Genomic DNA, 17,994 nt, shown 5'->3' with positions numbered 1-17,994 from the left:
GTCGCATGGGCAACGGATAATCAACCCGTCTTGCACCTGCACCCACACGCAGTACTCGTTCTCGTAGGGTTGTCGCCCGGCGAACAACGCGGTTGCCCGCATCGTGAAGCGCGCCGCACCCATGTCGTCATCACAGAGCACGTGGTGCACGGCGGGTTCTCAAAATAACACCGGTTTCCGGTGCGCCGGGTCCTGCGCCGAACGTGATAACCCCGGTGTCCGGAGTTCGGGTCGCCGCGAAGTAGTCTGCCGTCAGCATGACGCCGACCCACCCTTTCGACCGAGCCCTGCGGCTCGATGTCCTGGACGCCGACACCAGGCGCGGCCGCACGCATCCGGAGTGGGCCAACATGGTCGGCCCGTTCGGCGGGATCACCGCGGCAGTCCTGCTGCGTGCCATCGAGACTCACCCCGGCTGTATCGGTGAGCCGTTGGCGGTGACCGTCAACTTCGCCGGCCCCGTCGCCGACGGCGACTTCGACATCTGCCTTCGGACCCCGCGCACCAATCGCAGCAGTCAGCACTGGATAGCCGAACTCAGCCAGGACGGTGACGTCAAGACCACGGCGACCGCGGTCTTCGGTATCCGGCGCGACACCTGGGCCGACACCGAAGCGCGGCCACCGAGCGCGCCTCCCCCGGAACAACTGACCCCCGGAGGTGGCCCGGAGACCGTCGTCGCCTGGGCGCGCCTGTACGACATGCGCTTCGCCGAGGGAGCGTTTCCCGGCCCCGGCGCCCGGCCCAGCCCGGCATCGGAGATCGCACTGTGGGTGCGTGACCGCGCGCAGCGCCCGGTCGACTACCCGGCGCTGGCCGCCCTGTGCGACGTGTTCTATCCGCGGGTGTTTCAGCGCCGCGGCGGCGTCGTCCCGGTCGGGACCATCTCGATGACGATCTATTTCCATGCCGATCAGCAGGAGCTGGACGCGCTTGGCGGCGACTTCGTCCTGGCCTGCGCTCACGCCGATCGGTTCACCCACGGGTACTCCGATCAGAGCGCGCAAGTGTGGAGTCGCCACGGCGTGCTGCTGGCCACCACGCATCAGATCGTCTACTTCAAGGCCTGACCGGCCCCGCTGATGAGCGGCTAGCGGATGAATGTCAGGCTGGGCGTGACCTCGAGAAAGACCCGTGCACCAGAATCGAGCCGCAATGACTGAGCGCGCCAACGATGTGATTGCGGACGACCAGGCCGCCGCACTGCTGGCGATCGAGTCCATCAAGCAACTCAAGGCCCGCTACTGCCGGTACCTGGACACCAAGGACTGGGCCGCGTGGCGTGCGATCTTCGCCGACGACTTCGTCAGCGACACCTGCGCGGCGGGCGGAAAACTGATCACCGGCGCCGACGACTTCGTCGCGTTCACCCGCAAGAGCATCGGACGCGCCGCACAGGCCACGGCGCACCAGGTACACGCCCCCGAGATCGAGCTCACGTCCGCGACGACGGCGCGCGGGGTGTGGGCGCTGCAAGATGTCGTGCGGTTCGGGCCCGGTCTGAGCCTGGTGGGCTTCGGCCATTACCACGAGACCTACGAATTCGTGGCCGGGCAGTGGCTTATCAAGAGCTCCAAGCTAACTCGGCTGCGCGAGGACATCGTCACACCGTTTTTCTCGTTCTACATCTCCAACCGGATCCGCAATACCGCCGCCAGGTTCGCCAACCGGCTGCTGGAGAAATAGGAGACTTCATGACTGTCGACACCATCCTGGTCACCGGCGCGTTCGGACAGGTCGGCAAGCGATGCGCTCAGATTCTGCTCGAGCGGGGCCGAACGGTCATCGCGACCGACCTACGAAACGACAAAACCGTTGCGGTGCAGAAGGAATTGTCGGCCAGCGCCAAACCCGAGGCGCTGATTACCAGCTACGTCGACTTGACCGACGCCGAAGCGGTGCGCGAGCTGATCATGACCCACCAGCCGGGAGCCATCATTCATCTGGCCGCGGTGGTCGCACCGGTGTCATACCGCAATCCCGCACTGGCACGGAAGGTCAACGTCGGGGGCACCGAAAACCTGTTGGCGGCGGCCACCGCCCTGCCGCGGCCCCCACTGTTCCTGCTGGCGTCCAGTGCCGCGGTGTACGGCTCGCGCAATCCCTACCGGTTTCCAGAACGGATCACTCCCGATACTCCGGTGAACCCCATCGATCAGTACGGGCAGGACAAAGTGCTGGCGGAGGCCGGGGTACGGGCCAGCGGTCTTCCGCATGCGCTGTACCGACTGGCCGGCGTCATCTCACCGGATACCCAATCGGGTGGTGTGGACGGTGACAACCTGGTGATCATGCGGTCTATGCCCGTCGACAACCGGATTCACACGGTAGACGCCCGAGACGCGGCGCTGGCATTCGCCAACGGTGTCGATCGCGAAGCCGCGATTTCCGGCAAGGCGCTGTTGATCGGTGGAAACGAAACGTGCGTGATGCTTCAGCATGAACTCGAGGGTGACCTGATGACCGCCGTCGGACTGGGTCGCCTCGGTCCGTCGGCGGGTCTGACCGGCGATCCCGACGACGACCGGGGCTGGAGCTTCACCGGCTGGTACGACACCACGGAAGCGCAAGCGCTGCTTGACTTTCAAGAGCACGACTGGCAGCAGACCATGGACTGGGTTAGTAAATCCCAGGGGAAAACGCGCACCGTCTTGCGCGTCCTGGGTCCGATACTGCGGCCGGTGCTGCGCCTCGTGCTCAAGCTGCAGAACCGCGCCGAGGGCCGCGGTCCCTACTCCGACCCCTGGGCGATGATCGAAAACAAATACGGCCCTGCGGCGCTGGCCCACGCCGATAAGTAAGCGGACCAATACCCCTAGCGGGCGCTCGCCTGCAGTTGCTGGATGCGTTCCTCGCGGGGCAGAACCGGACCGTCGTCGATCGGCTCGGTGATACCGAACTCCGACAGCCCGACCTGGGTGAGCATCGAGGTGCCGTATGCGGCGAGCAGCATTTTTTGATCGTCGCTATGCCCGTCATCGACGAGCATGGCACCGATCAGGCAGATGACGGCCATCTTGTACGCGTTGAAGGCGCGATACCAGGATCGGTTCTGCAGCGTGATCCCGCTGGCCCTTTGGTAGTGCTCAAGAAGTGCCTCGATGTCCAGCGCGTCAGGGTGACTGGTGATGCCGACGGGCTGCATCCAGAGCAGTTCGAGCCAGCCGATGTCGGTCAGAGGATCACCGACGGTGGTCATCTCCCAGTCGAAGACCGCACTGACCTCGCCGTCGGTGAACGCGAAGTTGCCCGGTTTGGCGTCCCCGTGCACCAGAGCGACTTTCGGGCACGGCTCCGGCTGGCTGTCACGCAGTGCCTGCAAGAGCCGTTCCAGCGCGGGCAATGAATCCCGCTTGACCCGGTCCATTTCGGCTGCCCAATGGTCGAGTTCGCGGCGCAGGTGGTTGCCGCCGTCGTCAAGGGCGCCGAGCCCGGTCTGCTCGAGGTCGACAGAGTGGATGGCCGCCAGCTGTTCGGCCAGGCTTTGACACATCCGCACCACCATCGCGCCCGGCACGTCGGCGGGCGCGTCCATTTCGTAGACGTCGCCGCCGACCCGCTCCATCACGAAGAATGGCCGTCCCAGGACGTCGCCGCTGTCCTCGAGCCACAGCGCCGGCGGAACACGAACGGCGCTGTCCTGCAACGCGCGCAGGATCGAGAACTGACGCGCGAGGTCGTAGGGTTCCAGCAGCGCAGGCGGTTTGGGGCGCAGCCGCACCACGACATCGCGACGGGTGTCCCCGGTGACGACCGTGAGCACCATCATCTCGGCGGAGTGGCCGAAGTTCACCCGGTCGAGGCCCTCGATGCGGACGTCGGCGGCATTGAGTTGGGTGCTTAGCCAGGCGGTCAAACGCCCAGCGACGTTGGTACCCTGCGTCATTGGCGTACCCCATCGTCCTCCGGCAGCCTTTCGACCGGAGTTTTGTCCTGCGTGAAGGCCGACATGTCCATCGCCGCCCAGTTCGGGTAACGGGTATAGCCACGGCCGCCCATCAGCAATTCGAAGATGCCCCAGCCGGTGTCGCCGTCGAGTTCAAACCGCATCAGCTGGTCCAGCGCCATCGATTTACCCTCGGTCTCGCTGAGTTGCGCGGAATCGTTGCTGTCCCATTGGAAGTGGATGAAGTACGCACCCTCACCGAGGTCCTGATACTGGCAGTGCGCCATCGGCAGGCCGTAGTAGGCGTTGACGTGTTGATGCGGGGTATCGGCTGTGACCCGGTAGGTCATGCCGTCCTCATCGGTGAAAACGAGCACCGCCCGCGCGGGTCGCTTGCGGTCGGCGTCGAATTTTACATCGTGCTCGATTTTCACAAACCGCTTCGACAGCGTGCCGTCATTGTGGGTGATACCGCCGTCTACGTAGTTGACTGTGCCATCGGATGATTCGATGATCCATGCCTCGATCGCACGGTTTTCGAAACCGGCGTCGAGCCACAACCAGAAATCGATCTTGTCGGAGACACGCACCCCGAAGGTGCGATCCCGGCCGCCGTGGAAGCCGTCGACACTGATCCGCTCGCCGTCGATCTGCACCCAGCCGGTCCAGCTTCCCGGCTCTTTCATGTGGTACATGTCGGCCAGCATCCGGCCGTCGGAGTCGTGCACCTTCATCGGCAACAGCTCCCACATCGGCGCGGTGGGCTCGTAATAGAGCTCCCACGCGATTCCGGAATCGTTGGGCTCCACGTCCAGACGCCACTTCTTCAGGGGCTCGACACAGGTCCAGCGCATCGGCCCCGCCCTCAGATCGCCGCGGCCGCCAGCGTCAATCGGACGGCCGGCCAGCAGATCCCAGTGCCGGCCGTCGGCGAGGCTGACCTTGACGTATCCCAGCCCGGTGCCGGTGTTCGGGTTATTACCGTAGCCGGTGGCCAGCAGCAGGGCGCCGTCCGGCGAGGCCGCGAAGAAGTAACACCGGTCCGACCAAGTGGGATCGGGATCATGCACTTGATCGAAAGTCGTTGGCAGCTGATGGGTGAATGACTCGTCGGCGGCGCTGTAACCCATGGATTGCCTTTCTGCCTTCTAACGAAATCGACTGTCGTCAAATGGTTTTAGCGACCACATCAGGTCGGCGAAAAATTTGTGACGAAACCTCGCGCATCAGATACTCAATGGCACAACACATCCCCTACTATCGCTGCAATGGAGCCGAGCCGGTGGTGGGGCGACGACCGCGCGATCCTCGATGACGAGGAGGCGCGGCGGCGCCTGCTGGACGCTGCGGGCCGCTGCATCGTGCGTCGGGGCAACGCCCAGATCCGGATGGCTGAGTTGGCCGATGAGGCCGGGGTATCCCGCTCGACGGTGTACCGCTACTTCCCCAACCGCGACGAGGTCCTGCTGGGTTTGATGCTGGCTCGGGTCGACACGGCGTTGGGCGAGTTGGTCGGCTCGCTGCGTCACCCCGACGACCCGGTCCGCTCGTTACCCGAGATGGTGTTGGCGCGGGTGGAGTCGGTGGCGGGCAACCCGTTGAACGAGGCGCTGTTCGCCGCGGAGAGCACCGCCGTGCCGGCGGCTCTACAGCTGGGGTCCGAACCGATGATCGAGCTGATGTTGGCGCACTACGGGCCACTGCTGCAACGGTGGAAGGACGCGGGCAACCTCTACACCGACCTCGACCCCCGCTCAATCGTGCAATGGCTGAGCGCGACGACGTTGTTCCTGCTGTCGCCGGCATGGCGGCTCCGCCCGGTTGCCGACAAGCGCGAATTCGTCGAGCAGTTCCTGGTACGAGCACTGGTGCCACAGATCAGACATTAGTCTCACTTTGTCTGATGTCCAGACATTGAGTTATTTTTGTCTCGACAACTCGTACGCGCGCGCCGCCCGCTGCATCCGGCGGCGGCGCACCCAGGGATGGACAGTCATGACAAATGCCGTTGAACAGGCCCTTTCGGCCGTCGGACTGGCCGCACATCTCGGCCGGGGAATCGGCCGGGTGGCCGCCGACGCCGTCGTCGGCAGCCGCGCGGGGCTGCCCCGTACGGTCGGCGACCTCACCACCGCGACGCTGTCGCGCGTGATGGGCCGCAATGTCAGGTCGATCCGGGTGCTCAACAGCGACGCCGGCACCTCGTCGCGGGCCCGGCTCGTGCTGACCGGCGATGACGTACCGGAGTCGGTCTTCGTCAAGATCACGGCGCAGACCGCCGCCACCCGGCTGATGGGTGAGCTGGGCCGGCTGGGCAGCACCGAGGTGCGCTTCTACAGCCAGCTCGCCCCCGAACTCCCGGGCGTCCCGATCGCCTACGGCGCGGCTTTCGACACCTGGACCGGTCGCTACCTGCTGGTGCTGGAAGATTTGCCCGCGTCATGCGTCTTCCCCGACACGTTGCACCCGCTGACCACCGGCCAGGCGGGCCTCGTCGTCGAGTTGCTGGCGACCCTGCACGCAACGTTCTGGAACCGCATGCGCCAGAACGGGCGCGGGCCGCTGGGCTGGCTCTACACGCCGTCGGGTGACGTCACATCACTGTTGACCGGTGCACTGATGACCACCTCGATGAAGCGCCTCGCTGAGCGCACCACCATCCCGGTGGACAACGGCCGATTCATCGCCGAGAACTACCGCGCGGTCGCCGCGGTGATCGACACCGCACCGCATACCGTCATGCATGGCGACGCCCACCCGGGCAACATCTACTTCCGCGACGGCGAGGCCGGGCTGCTGGATTGGCAGGCCGTGCGACGCGGCCATCCGTCCCGCGAACTGGCCTACACCCTGATCACCAGCCTCACGCCCGGCGACCGCCAGAGTGCTCAGCGCGAACTGCTCGACATCTATCGACAGGCACTGCTGGCAGCCGATGGACCCGACCTGGACCGCGACGACCTCTGGCTGCGCTACCGGCAGGGTGCGTTGTATGCCTATGTCGCCCCGTTGATCACCGCGGGCATGGGCGGAATGCAGGTCGAAGACATCGCGATGGAAGGCTTGCGACGCGGTGTCGCCGCGCTCGATGACCTGGAAACCGTTGCCGCGCTGAAACGTTCGTTGTAGCCAGCGGCTAGCGGTCGATCCATTCCATTTGCGCTTCGGCGTGATGGCCTCCGGCGGCCGGGGTGAGTTGGTCCAGCCGGGACAGCTGCTCGGGCGAAAGTTCGACGCCGTCGGCACCGACGTTCTCCTCAAGGCGCGCAACCTTTTTGGTCCCCGGAATAGGCACGATGTCGGATCCCTTGGCCAACAGCCAGGCCAGTGCGACCTGAGCCGGGGTGGCGCCGATGTCGGTGCTGATCTCGCGCAGCTCGTCCGCGCTGCGCAGGTTGTGCTGGAAGTTCTCGTCGAAGAAGCGCGGATTGGTCTTGCGATAGTCGGTGTCGGGAAACTCCGCGTTGGATCGTATTGCGCCGGTGAGGAAGCCCCGGCCCAGCGGTGAATATGGGACGAACCCGATTCCCAGTTCGCGCAGCACCGCCAGAATCCCGTCTTCGGGATCGCGGGTCCACAGTGAGTACTCCGATTGCACGGCGGCGATGGGGTGCACCGCGTGCGCGCGGCGGATGGTGTTGACGCCGACCTCGGAAAGACCGATATGCCGAATCTTGCCGGCGGCGACCAACTCCGCCAGCGCTCCCACCGTGTCCTCGATCGGAGTATCGCGGTCTAGGCGGTGTTGGTAGTAAAGGTCAATGTGGTCGGTCGCCAGCCTTTTCAGCGATCCGTCGACCGCGACGCGGATGCTTTCGGGGCTGCTGTCGAGGCCATTGCGTCCGGTGTGCGAGATCAGGCCGAATTTGGTGGCCAGCACCACGCGGTCCCGCCGGCCCTGCAGTGCGCGGGCGAGCAGCTCCTCGTTGACGAAGGGGCCGTAGATCTCCGCGGTGTCGATCAGCGTGACACCGAGATCGATGGCGCGGTGCACCGTGCGGATGGATTCGGCGTCGTCGAATCCGCCGATCGAGTACGCGGCGGACATACCCATCGCGCCCAAGCCGATACGGCCGACCTGCAGGTCGCCGAGGTGAGCCTGTTTCATGCCACGTTCTCCTGTTCGTGCCCTTGTTGGACTCGAGGACCAACGACCCTGGCGCTGTACGCGCTCGTGTTCCACGATTGACCTTAGATTGGAGGTCGAACATGCCGGATGCGCTGGTGGACATCGACGTAGTCAAGGACGCCGTGCAGTTGGCCTGCCGGGCCCCGTCGTTGCACAACAGCCAGCCCTGGCAGTGGGTTGCTACCGGCTCACGGTTGCTCCTCTACATCGATGAAAGCCGCAGCCTGCCAGCTGCCGACAAATCGGGCCGCGAGGCGCTGATCAGTTGCGGCGCCGTGCTCGACCATCTGCGCGTGGCGTTGGCAGCAGCAGGGTGGGCCAGCCAGGTCGATCTCTTTCCAGACCCGGACAACTCCGATCTTCTCGCGTCAGTCGATCTCAGCCCGCAACGCCCCGTCACCGATGACCAACGCCGGCGGGCCGAGGCCATCGCGCACCGGCGCACCGATCGGCTCCCCTTCTCCCCACCGAGCAACTGGGCGGCGTTGGAGGCGAGGCTGCGCGAAGCCGCGGACGCCGCCACAATTCACCTCGACGTGATCCCCGAAGAGCTGCGGCCACAATTAGCCCGCGCGTCGCGGCTCACCGAGTCGCTGCGGCTATACGATACCTCGTATCATACCGAATTAGACTGGTGGACAGGTCATTTCGAGAACGTCGACGGAATTCCGCGCACCTCGCTGTTGTCGGCAGCCGAGAACGAACAGGTCGACATCGGAAGGGCCTTCCCGGTTAGCCCGCACAGCGAGCGGCACACCCCGCTTGGACAAGACCAATCCACCGTGCTCGTTTTGTCGACCAACGAGGACACCCCCGCTGATGCTCTGCGTTGTGGCGAAGCGTTGTCCGCGGTGTTGTTGGAATGCACGTTAGCCGGGATGGCGACGTGCACACTGACCCAACTCACCGAACTGTGGGCCAGCCGCGATCTCATCGCGACCCTGATCGGGCGGGCGGCGATGCCACAACTGCTGATCCGTGTCGGCGAAGCACTTGGCCCCACCGCCGCGGCCCCGCTGACGCCGCGGCGGCCACTCGGTGAGGTTCTGACATTCAGCCCCAACGAATCTGGTTGAGGTTTCTCAGCGACCGCAGCGCGGTATAGCACATTTCGCAGCCGCAAAACCGACTCTGCGCGATGCGACCTACGGCCTATTGGAAGGGGCCGTAATGCCCTCGTCGGACGTACCGCGGAAAAAGTAATGTCCAGGAGATTAGGAGTATTTGAGCGCTAGGGCAGACGAAGATTGCATCGGCAAAGGAGTACGCAAATGTCGAACAGCGTAACGATCCACCACAATCGGTCCCCTCAGCAGCGCGCGCAGGACGCCAAGATCTTGAAAGAGTCGGGTGTACACAAGCTGGTCGTCACAGATCGCGACGGCAATTGCTTGGCGTTCGTATTGGCTTGGGACAGCTTCGACTACGACCCTGAGACCGACACCTACGTGTGCATCGCGGACAGTGATGGCAGAGAGCTCATGACCATATACACCGCCGGCGAAATCAAGTCAGCACCCGGCGCGACGACGCATGTGATCACCGCACCGGATGCGAGCGGCTCGCGGGCATTGAAGGCTCTCTGACCTATCGGACACGGTCCACGCCGGCGCGACCGGTAGGCGGCTTCTCCCGTCCCGGAGGTTATGATAGACCGTTCGTACGGTTAGCCGAAGGGTTCGAAATGCCCCGATTGCCTGGTAGACGTACCGAGATTCTCGACGCGTTTGTCCGCTATGTCGCCGAACGAGGTTACGACAGAACGAATATGGGTGACATCGCCGACGAGCTCGGCATGTCTAAAGGCACCATCGTCCATCACTTCGGTACCAAAGCGCAGATGTTGCGCGAGTTGGAAGAAGCCCATCTGGGCCTGCAGCTCGACGCGCTGGGAATGGTATGGGATCGGCTGGGCACGCCGCACGAGCGCATCGCAGCGATCATTTACGCCTCGGCCATGCTGCAAGTGATCGCCCGCAATGCGACGGTGGCAAGCCAGCGTGAAGTCGTGCAGTTGTCCGACGATCCGGCTATGCAGCAAGTGCGTAAGCTGCGTCATCAACTTCAAGCTCTTGCCAGTGACGAGATCCGTAACGGGATTGAGAGCGGTGTGTTCCGGACCGTGGACGTCGAGCTGGCGGCATTGCAACTGTGGGGGTCCTTGCAGTGGATGTGGGTTTGGTTCGATCCCACCGATTCCCGAACTCCCGAACAAGTCGGCGCCGCTTTTGTTGACGTGTTTCTCGGCGGGCTGTTACTCGACCGCTTAGGGCTGAGCAAGTGGGCGGACCCGTCGGCGAACGTCGTCTCGGTGGTGCGCGAATGCCTTGCCGCGGTAACGAGTGCGACTTCTTGACCGCATAGCGCAGATTGTCTTGCGCGCCAGCGCAATTGGCGCAACCAAATCAATTCTAACCGACGAGATGTCGGCGGCCGTTCGCCGCTGATCGCGGTGTTTTCAGTGGGTACCCGGCGCCGCGGCGCCCGCCACGCAAGCAAAGACGCCTCGTCACCACCACGCGGCCCGGGGCCCGGTGCACGGCGGTCAGCACGGTCGAACCACGCCGTCCGAGTTTATTGACTGACCGTACGGTCTAGTGCCATAGTTGCTGCGTGGAGCAAACGCGGCCGAGAGGGATCCGGGGGGCGATAACCCGCACTCCGGGGCTCCGCACGGAAAGGCCCAAAGTCTCCGTCGTCTCGGCTGGATCTGAAATCCCATATGGCGAAGCACTTTTCGCGGCGATTTCCCATCGCGGGCGCACATGACGACGGCGACCAGGACAGCGGCTCGGGACGCGATCCGCCGAGCGTGGTTACGGCAAAGGCCGAGCCGATGACCACGACGAACGTAATTGGCGGCAGAGTGCTCGCCAGGATCCGACCGGGGACAGAAGTCGCCGGCGGGTTCTTCCGAATGTGCGTGCTGACCGCCAAAGCGCTCAAGCAGCCGTTCGAATGGCGCGAGTTCATCTGGAACGGCTGGTTCCTGATGCGGGTGTCGCTGCTGCCCACCATCGCGGTGTCCATCCCGGAAACCGTGCTGCTGATCTTCACCCTCAACCTCCTACTCGCCGAGATCGGCGCCGCCGACGTCTCGGGTGCGGGCGCCGCGATCGGCGCAGTCACCCAGCTCGGCCCGATCGTGACGGTGCTGGTGGTCGCCGGCGCCGGGGGCACAGCCATCTGTGCTGATCTCGGTGCGCGCACCATCCGCGAGGAGATCGATGCGCTGGAAGTGCTCGGTATCGACCCGATCCACCGGCTGGTCCTGCCGCGCGTGGTCGCCTCGACGATCGTCGCCGTGCTGCTCAACGGGCTGGTGGTCGCCGTTGGCCTGGGCGGCGGCTACCTGTTCAGCGTGTACCTGCAAAACGTCTCGAGCGGGGCTTACCTCTCGACGTTGACAGCGCTCACCGGCTTACCCGAGGTGGTGATCGCGTTCATCAAGGCCGCGACGTTCGGACTGATCGCCGGATTGGTCGGCTGTTATCGCGGGCTGATCGTCCGCGGCGGATCCAAAGGTCTTGGCACTGCTGTCAACGAGACGGTGGTGCTGTGTTTCATCGCGCTGTTCGCGGTTAACGCCGCGCTGACCACCATCGGTGTCCGCTTCGGAACGGGACGCTGACATGACGACAGCCGCTGCGCCCCACATCCGTTTCCCGCGGGCCGCCTTACTCCGATACCGGCACATCCCGGTGCGGCTGATGGTCGAGACCGGAGAGATGGTCTGGTTCGCGCTGAGCGCGGTCGCACAGATCCCGTACGCACTGCACAACTACCGCAAAGAGTTGCTGCGGATGGTGGCCCAGATGGGGATGGGCACCGGCGCCATGGCCGTGGTCGGCGGCACTGCCGCCATCGTCGGCTTCATCACCCTGTCCGCCGGCTCCCTGGTCGCCATTCAGGGCTACGCGACGCTGGGAAACATCGGTGTCGAGGCCTTCACCGGATTTCTTGCCGCACTGGTCAATGTGCGGTTTGTGGCACCGGTCGCCGCCGGTCAGGCGCTGGCCGCGACGGTCGGTGCCGGGGCCACCGCCGAACTGGGCGCGATGCGCATCAGCGAGGAGATCGACGCCCTGGAAGTGATGGGGATCAGGTCGGTCGCCTTTCTGGCGTCAACCCGCGTGCTGGCGGGCCTGGTCGTCATCGTCCCGCTCTACGGATTCGCGATGACCATGGCCTTCCTGTCCCAGCAGGTCACCACGGTGTTCTTCTACGGGCAGTCCATCGGCACCTACAACCACTATTTCCACACGTTCCTGCGCCTCACCGACGTGGGGTGGTCTTTCGCGGAGGTGATCCTGGTTGCGGTGGTCGTGATGACCACCCATTGCTACTACGGTTACACCGCCACCGGCGGCCCGGTCGGCGTCGGAGAAGCGGTCGGCCGGTCGATGCGGTTGTCCTTGATCACGATCGTTGTCGTCGTCGTGTTAACCGCCATGGCGGTCTATGGCAAAAGCCCGAACTTCAACCTCACCGTGTAATCGCCATGACGACCCCGGCCAAGGAGAATCAGCCGCGTATCCCGCCGTACAAGACCGCGGCCGCGGTGTTCTTGGCGGTCGCGGCAATGGTGCTGGCGCTCGTATGGTTGCAGTTCCGGGGCGAGCTCACGCCGAAGACGACCTTGACGATGCTGGCGCCCCGGTCCGGATTGGTGATGGATCCGGGTTCGAAGGTCACCTACAACGGCGCGGAAATCGGTCGGGTGTCCAGCATTTCGGAGATCGAACGTGACGGTGTCCCGGCGGCCAAATTCGTCTTGGATGTCGATCCGAGGTACGTCAAGCTCATTCCGGCGAATGTCGACGCCAAAATCAAGGCCACCACAGTGTTCGGCAACAAGTACGTGTCGCTCACCTCACCTAAAATCCCTACCCCACAACGCATTACACCTCATCAAATCATTGATGCAAGATCGGTGACGACGGAATTCAATACGTTGTTCGAGACCCTTAACTCGATCACCGAGAAGGTGGATCCGGTCAAGGTGAACCTGACGCTGGCCGCGGCGGCGCAGGCATTCACCGGGTTGGGCGACAAATTCGGGCAGTCGATCGTCAACGCCAACGCGGTTCTCGACGACATCAATCCGCGGATGCCTCAGATCCGGCACGACATCCGGCAACTGGCGGCACTGGGCGACACGTATGCCGATGCGGCACCGGCTCTGTTCGACGCCCTCAACAACTCCGTGATAACGGCGCGAACGCTGCACCGCCAGGAATCCGACCTGGATGCTGCGTTGTTGGCGGCGGCGGGATTCGGCAACACGGGCGAGGACATCGTCCGGCGAGGCGGCCCCTACCTGCAGCGCGGGACCGCCGATCTGGTGCCCACCGCGCAGCTGCTCGACACCTACAGTCCCGAAATCTTCTGCACCATCCGGAATTACTACGACGAAGAACCTCACGCCTATGAGACAACAGGCGGCGGGAACGGCTACGCGCTGCACACCATGACGGAGCTGACATCGGGGTTGGGAGGGCTGCTGACCCTCCCGGGACTGGCCGGCACCGCGGCCACCATGGGGCTCCTCGGGCTGGCCGGTGTGGTGGGCGGGGCACCGAATCCCTATGTGTATCCCGACAATCTGCCGCGGGTAAATGCTCGAGGCGGCCCCGGGGGCGCTCCGGGTTGCTGGCAGGCCATCACCCACGACCTGTGGCCGGCACCGTCCTTGGTGGTGGACACCGGCGCCAGCCTCGCGCCATATAACCATCTAGAAACCGGCTCCCCGTACGCAATTGAGTATGTGTGGGGCCGCCAGGTCGGGGACAACACGATCAACCCATGAAAATCACCGGACCCGCCATCAAGCTCGGCACCATCTCATTCGTCCTGCTGCTGATCACCCTGTCGATCGTTGTGGTGTTCGGCCAGATGCGCTTCAACAGCACCAACAGCTATTCCGCGGAATTCAGCAATGCCACCGGCCTGAAAGACGGCCAGTTCGTCCGCGCCGCCGGAGTCGAGATCGGCAAGGTGGAAAAGGTGCAGCTGGTGCAGGGCGGCACGCGAGTGCGAGTGGACTTCACCGTTGATCGCTCGATACCGCTCTATCAGTCCACGACCGCGCAGATCCGCTATCTGAATCTGTTCGCCGACCGCTATCTGGAGCTCAAACGTGGCGAAGGCGAGGGCGCCGCCCGGGTCCTGCCGCCGGGTGGGTTCATCCCGCTGTCTCGAACGTCGCCGGCTTTGGATCTCGATGCTCTGATCGGTGGTTTCAAGCCGCTGTTCCGGGCGCTCGATCCGGACAAGGTCAACACGATCGCGTCGGCCATCATCACTGTGTTTCAGGGTCAGGGCGGCACGATCAACGACATCCTCGATCAGACCGCGCGGCTGACCGCGCACCTGGCCGAACGCGACCAGGCAATCGGCGAAGTGGTCAAGAACCTGAACATCGTGCTGGACACCACGGTCAGGCATCGCAAGGAATTCGACCAAACCGTGGACAATTTCGAGAAATTGATCACGGGGCTGGCCAATCACGCCGATCCGCTGGCGGCGGGCACCGCGAACATCAGCAACGCCGCCGGAACGGTGGCCGATCTGCTGGCCGAGGACCGCGCTCTGCTGCATAAGGAGATCAACTACCTGCAGGCGCTGCAGCAGCCGCTCATCGACCGAAGCGATCAGCTCGACGACCTGATCCGCAAGACTCCGACAGCCCTAAACCTGATCGGGCGCAGCATCGGACTCTACGGCGACTGGGTGAATTTCTACCTCTGCGACCTCACGATCAAGTGGAACGGACTGCAGCCCGGCGGTCCGGTCCGCACGGTCCGGCTCTGGCAGCAGCCCACGGGCAGGTGCACGCCGCAATGAGAACGCTGACCGAATTCAACCGCGGCCGGGTCGGCCTGATGGGCATCACCGTGCTCGCTCTGGTCGTCGCCGTCGGCCAAAGCTTCACCAGTGTCCCGATGCTGTTCGCGAGTCCCAGCTACTACGGGCAGTTCACCGATACCGGTCAACTGAACAAGAACGACAAGGTGCGCATCAGCGGTGTGAACGTCGGCACGGTGGAGGCGCTCGACATCGACGGCGACCACGTCGTGATCAAGTTCTCCATCGGCGCCAACACCATCGGCACCGAGAGCAGGCTCGCGATCAAGACCGACACCATCCTCGGTAAGAAGGTGCTCGAGATCGAGCCGCGGGGAGCCCAGACGTTGCGGCCGGGGGGCGTGTTGCCGTTGGGCCAAAGCACCACCCCCTACCAGCTCTACGACGCGGTCTTCGATGTCAACAAGGCCGCCGCGGGCTGGGATATCGATAGGGTCAAGCAATCGCTGAATGTGTTGTCGCAGACCATTGATCAGACGTATCCGCACCTGAGCCCAGCCCTCGACGGATTGGCCAAATTCTCCGACACCATCGGCAAGCGCGACGACGCGATCAAGCACCTGCTCGCTCAGGCCAGCCAGGTTGCCAGCGTGCTCGGTGACCGTAGTGAACAAATCAACCGGCTGCTCGTCAACGCCAAGACGCTGCTGGCCGCGTTCAACGAACGTGGCCGGGCGATTGACGCACTGCTGCAGAATATTTCAGCTTTCTCGACCCAGGTGCAGGGATTTATCAACGACAACCCGAACCTGAATCGCGTCCTCGAACAGTTGCGCAACCTCAGCGATGTGCTGGTGGCGCGCAAGGACGACTTGGCTCAAACTCTCACGTACGTAAGTCAATTCGCGGCATCGCTGGGCGAATCCGTGGCATCTGGACCGTTCTTCAAGATCGTCCTGTCCAATCTGCTGCCGTACTGGGTCCTGCAGCCGTCTGTCGATGCCGCCTTCAAGAAGCGCGGGATCGACCCGGAGGAATTCTGGCGCAGCGCCGGCCTGCCCGCGTTCCGCTGGCCCGACCCCAACGGCACCCGGTTCCCCAACGGCGCGCCGCCGCCCGCACCCCCGGTGTCCGAAGGCACCCCGGATCATCCGGGGCCGGCCGTCCCGCCGGGAACGGCGTGTTCGTACGTTCCGGCGCCCGGGGCTCCCCCGCGGCCGTGGAACCCGCTGCCCTGCATGGGAATAGACATCGGGCCGTTCGGCGGCAGTTTCCCGGCACCGATCGACGTGCAGACCTCACCGCCGAACCCGGATGGGCTGCCACCGACACCAGGGATAGCGATCGCCGGACGTCCGGGTGAACCGCCGCCCGACGTGCCGGGCACACCGGCGCCGCTGCCCGCCCAGGCGCCGCCGGGCGCGCGCACCGAGAACCTGCAACCCGCGGGCCCCGTCCCGCAACCGTCGACGTTCGCGCCAGGCCTGCCGCCGGGGGCACCCGCCCCGCCCGGACCCGGGACCCAGCTGCCGGCGCCGTTCATCAACCCCGGCGGCACGGGAGGCAGCGGCATCACGGGAGGTAGCCAAAATTGAGCGCCGTCTTTGATTTCCACCGCCCGGGGCGCCGCAGCGTCGTCGGAGCACTGGTGCTGGTGCTGGCCCTCGCCGCCGGGCTCGCCGGCTGGCGGCTCTACCAGAAAATGACCACCAACACCGTGGTCGCTTATCTCCCGGCCGCCAATGCGCTGTATTCCGGGGACAAGGTCCAGATCATGGGCGTTCGGGTGGGTTCAGTCGACAAGATCGAGCCGGCCGCCGGCAAGATGAAGGTGACGTTTCACTACAACAACAAATACAAGGTGCCCGCCAACGCGTCCGCCGTGGTAGTGAACCCAACCCTGGTGGCGTCGCGGAGCATTCAATTAGAGCCACCGTACAAGGGTGGCCCGGTGATGACCGACAACGCGGTCATCCCGATCGAGCGCACCCAGGTGCCAACGGAGTTCGACGAACTGCGCGAGAGTGTCGCCAACACCATCAACAAACTCGGCCCGACCCCCGAGCAGCCCAAGGGCCCCTTCGGTGACCTCATCGAGGCGTACGCCGACGGACTGGCCGGCAAGGGCAAGCAGATCAACGCCACGCTGGACAGCCTGGCGCAGGCACTCACCGCGCTGAATCAGGGCCGCGGCGACTTCTTCGCGGTAGTGCACAGCCTGGCTCTGTTCGTCAACGCCTTGCACAAAGACGACCAACAATTCGTGGCGTTGAATCGCAATCTGGCTCAATTCACCGACAGGTTGACCGGGTCCGACGGCGAACTCGGCACGGCGATAAAGCAATTCGACGGCCTGCTCTCAACACTGCGCCCGTTCCTGGACAAGAATCGTGGGGTGTTCGCGCACGACATCGCCAACCTCGCCAACCTGACCACCACGCTGGTACAACCCGAGCCGCTGAATGGTTTGGAGACCGCGCTGCATGTGCTGCCGACGCTGGAGACCAACCTCAGCCAGATTTACCACCCGGCGCACGGTGCGGTCATGTCGATTCCGGCGATCCCGAACTTCGCGAATCCAATGCAGTTCATGTGCAGCATGATTCAGGCCGGCAGCAGGCTCGGTTATCAAGATTCCGCCGAACTGTGTGCGCAGTACCTGGCGCCGATTCTCGACGCAATCAAGTTCAACTACCTGCCGTTCGGGCTGAACCTGTTCAGCACCGCCGAGACGCTGCCCAAGGAAGTCGCCTACTCCGAGCCCCGGTTGCAGCCGCCGAGCGGATACAAGGACACCACCGTTCCTGGGGTCTGGGTGCCCGATACCCCGTTCTCGCACCGCAACACCCAGCCCGGCTGGGTTGTCGCGCCCGGCATGCAAGGCGTCCAGGTAGGCCCGATCACGGGGGGCCTGCTGACCCCCGAATCGCTGGCCGAACTGATGGGTGGTCCCGACATCACGCCCCCGGTGTCGGGGTTGCAGACGCCGCCCGGACCGCCGAATGCCTACGACGAGAACCCAATCGTGCCGGTCATCGGGCAGAACCCGCCGCAGGTGCCGATTCCGCCACCGCCACCGGCACCGGGCGTCATCCCGGGACCGGTCGCACCGACTCCACCCGGACCACCACCGCCCGCGCAGGCCGCGGCGTCGACGGGACCAGGCTCGTGA

17 protein-coding genes are annotated in these 17,994 nt (G+C 64.4%); 14 read left to right on the top strand and 3 right to left on the bottom strand.

What is annotated here, in order from left to right; all coding sequences use genetic code 11:
- Positions 1-257: 257 nt before the first annotated feature.
- The 3 genes from AAHS21_RS20865 to AAHS21_RS20855 all read left to right on the top strand — a co-directional run bounded on the left by AAHS21_RS20865 (position 258) and on the right by AAHS21_RS20855 (position 2,801).
- Positions 258-1,070 (top strand): thioesterase family protein, encoded by an 813-nt coding sequence (locus tag AAHS21_RS20865; protein ID WP_342929462.1) that lies wholly within the window; start codon positions 258-260, stop codon positions 1,068-1,070.
- Positions 1,071-1,155: 85 nt separating this feature from the next.
- Entirely contained in the window at positions 1,156-1,686 is a 531-nt protein-coding gene (locus AAHS21_RS20860) for a nuclear transport factor 2 family protein (RefSeq protein ID WP_342929461.1), read from the top strand.
- Between the two features lie 8 nt (positions 1,687-1,694).
- On the top strand, positions 1,695-2,801 hold the full coding sequence (locus AAHS21_RS20855; RefSeq protein ID WP_342929460.1) for an NAD(P)-dependent oxidoreductase: 1,107 nt from the start codon (positions 1,695-1,697) through the stop codon (positions 2,799-2,801).
- Positions 2,802-2,815: 14 nt separating this feature from the next.
- Here AAHS21_RS20855 and AAHS21_RS20850 read toward each other — a convergent pair whose 3' ends face one another.
- Positions 2,816-3,886: a phosphotransferase family protein gene (locus AAHS21_RS20850; protein ID WP_342929459.1), complete on the bottom strand. Its 1,071-nt coding sequence runs from the start codon at positions 3,884-3,886 to the stop codon at positions 2,816-2,818.
- Positions 3,883-5,016 carry a hypothetical protein gene (locus tag AAHS21_RS20845; RefSeq protein WP_342929458.1) on the bottom strand — a complete coding sequence of 378 codons (1,134 nt, stop codon included), beginning with the start codon at positions 5,014-5,016 and terminating at the stop codon, positions 3,883-3,885. Before AAHS21_RS20845 ends, AAHS21_RS20850 begins: the two co-directional genes overlap by 4 nt.
- Positions 5,017-5,154: 138 nt before the next feature.
- Between AAHS21_RS20845 and AAHS21_RS20840 the strand changes: the two genes are divergently transcribed.
- Both AAHS21_RS20840 and AAHS21_RS20835 read left to right on the top strand, forming a co-directional pair.
- Positions 5,155-5,775, top strand: coding sequence for a TetR/AcrR family transcriptional regulator (locus AAHS21_RS20840; protein WP_342929457.1), 621 nt, complete (start codon positions 5,155-5,157; stop codon positions 5,773-5,775).
- Positions 5,776-5,881: 106 nt separating this feature from the next.
- Positions 5,882-7,015 (top strand): phosphotransferase, encoded by a 1,134-nt coding sequence (locus tag AAHS21_RS20835; RefSeq protein WP_342929456.1) that lies wholly within the window; start codon positions 5,882-5,884, stop codon positions 7,013-7,015.
- A gap of 7 nt (positions 7,016-7,022) precedes the next feature.
- Here the strand turns inward: AAHS21_RS20835 and AAHS21_RS20830 are convergent, their stop codons facing one another.
- On the bottom strand, positions 7,023-7,994 hold the full coding sequence (locus AAHS21_RS20830) for an aldo/keto reductase (protein WP_342929455.1): 972 nt from the start codon (positions 7,992-7,994) through the stop codon (positions 7,023-7,025).
- A gap of 101 nt (positions 7,995-8,095) precedes the next feature.
- On the opposite strand from AAHS21_RS20830, the gene AAHS21_RS20825 reads away from it, so the two are divergent.
- From AAHS21_RS20825 to AAHS21_RS20785, 9 genes are all read left to right on the top strand, one after another.
- A complete protein-coding gene (locus tag AAHS21_RS20825; protein ID WP_342929454.1) occupies positions 8,096-9,091 on the top strand; it encodes an NAD(P)H nitroreductase in 996 nt (331 codons plus the stop codon).
- Between the two features lie 195 nt (positions 9,092-9,286).
- Entirely contained in the window at positions 9,287-9,601 is a 315-nt protein-coding gene (locus AAHS21_RS20820; protein ID WP_342929453.1) for a hypothetical protein, read from the top strand.
- A 98-nt stretch (positions 9,602-9,699) separates the two neighbouring features.
- The gene (locus AAHS21_RS20815; RefSeq protein ID WP_342929452.1) at positions 9,700-10,371 is read left to right on the top strand and encodes a TetR/AcrR family transcriptional regulator; all 672 of its coding nucleotides are present in this window, start codon (positions 9,700-9,702) and stop codon (positions 10,369-10,371) included.
- 480 nt (positions 10,372-10,851) lie between these two features.
- Positions 10,852-11,646, top strand: coding sequence for an ABC transporter permease (locus tag AAHS21_RS20810; RefSeq protein ID WP_096291183.1), 795 nt, complete (start codon positions 10,852-10,854; stop codon positions 11,644-11,646).
- Position 11,647: 1 nt separating this feature from the next.
- Positions 11,648-12,511: an ABC transporter permease gene (locus tag AAHS21_RS20805; protein ID WP_342929451.1), complete on the top strand. Its 864-nt coding sequence runs from the start codon at positions 11,648-11,650 to the stop codon at positions 12,509-12,511.
- 5 nt (positions 12,512-12,516) lie between these two features.
- Positions 12,517-13,824, top strand: a complete 1,308-nt coding sequence (locus AAHS21_RS20800) for an MCE family protein (protein ID WP_342929450.1) — start codon at positions 12,517-12,519, stop codon at positions 13,822-13,824.
- A complete protein-coding gene (locus AAHS21_RS20795) occupies positions 13,821-14,861 on the top strand; it encodes a virulence factor Mce family protein (protein ID WP_342929449.1) in 1,041 nt (346 codons plus the stop codon). Before AAHS21_RS20800 ends, AAHS21_RS20795 begins: the two co-directional genes overlap by 4 nt.
- A complete protein-coding gene (locus AAHS21_RS20790; RefSeq protein ID WP_342929448.1) occupies positions 14,858-16,417 on the top strand; it encodes an MCE family protein in 1,560 nt (519 codons plus the stop codon). Before AAHS21_RS20795 ends, AAHS21_RS20790 begins: the two co-directional genes overlap by 4 nt.
- Positions 16,414-17,994: a virulence factor Mce family protein gene (locus AAHS21_RS20785; RefSeq protein ID WP_342929447.1), complete on the top strand. Its 1,581-nt coding sequence runs from the start codon at positions 16,414-16,416 to the stop codon at positions 17,992-17,994. The genes AAHS21_RS20790 and AAHS21_RS20785 overlap by 4 nt, the downstream gene beginning before the upstream one ends.

It is taken from the genome of Mycobacterium sp. 050272 (assembly GCF_039023525.1).
In the GTDB taxonomy this organism is placed as follows: Bacteria; Actinomycetota; Actinomycetes; order Mycobacteriales; family Mycobacteriaceae; genus Mycobacterium.
The sequence above is the reverse complement of the archived record's forward strand: the minus strand, read 5'-3'. Positions and strand labels throughout refer to the sequence as shown.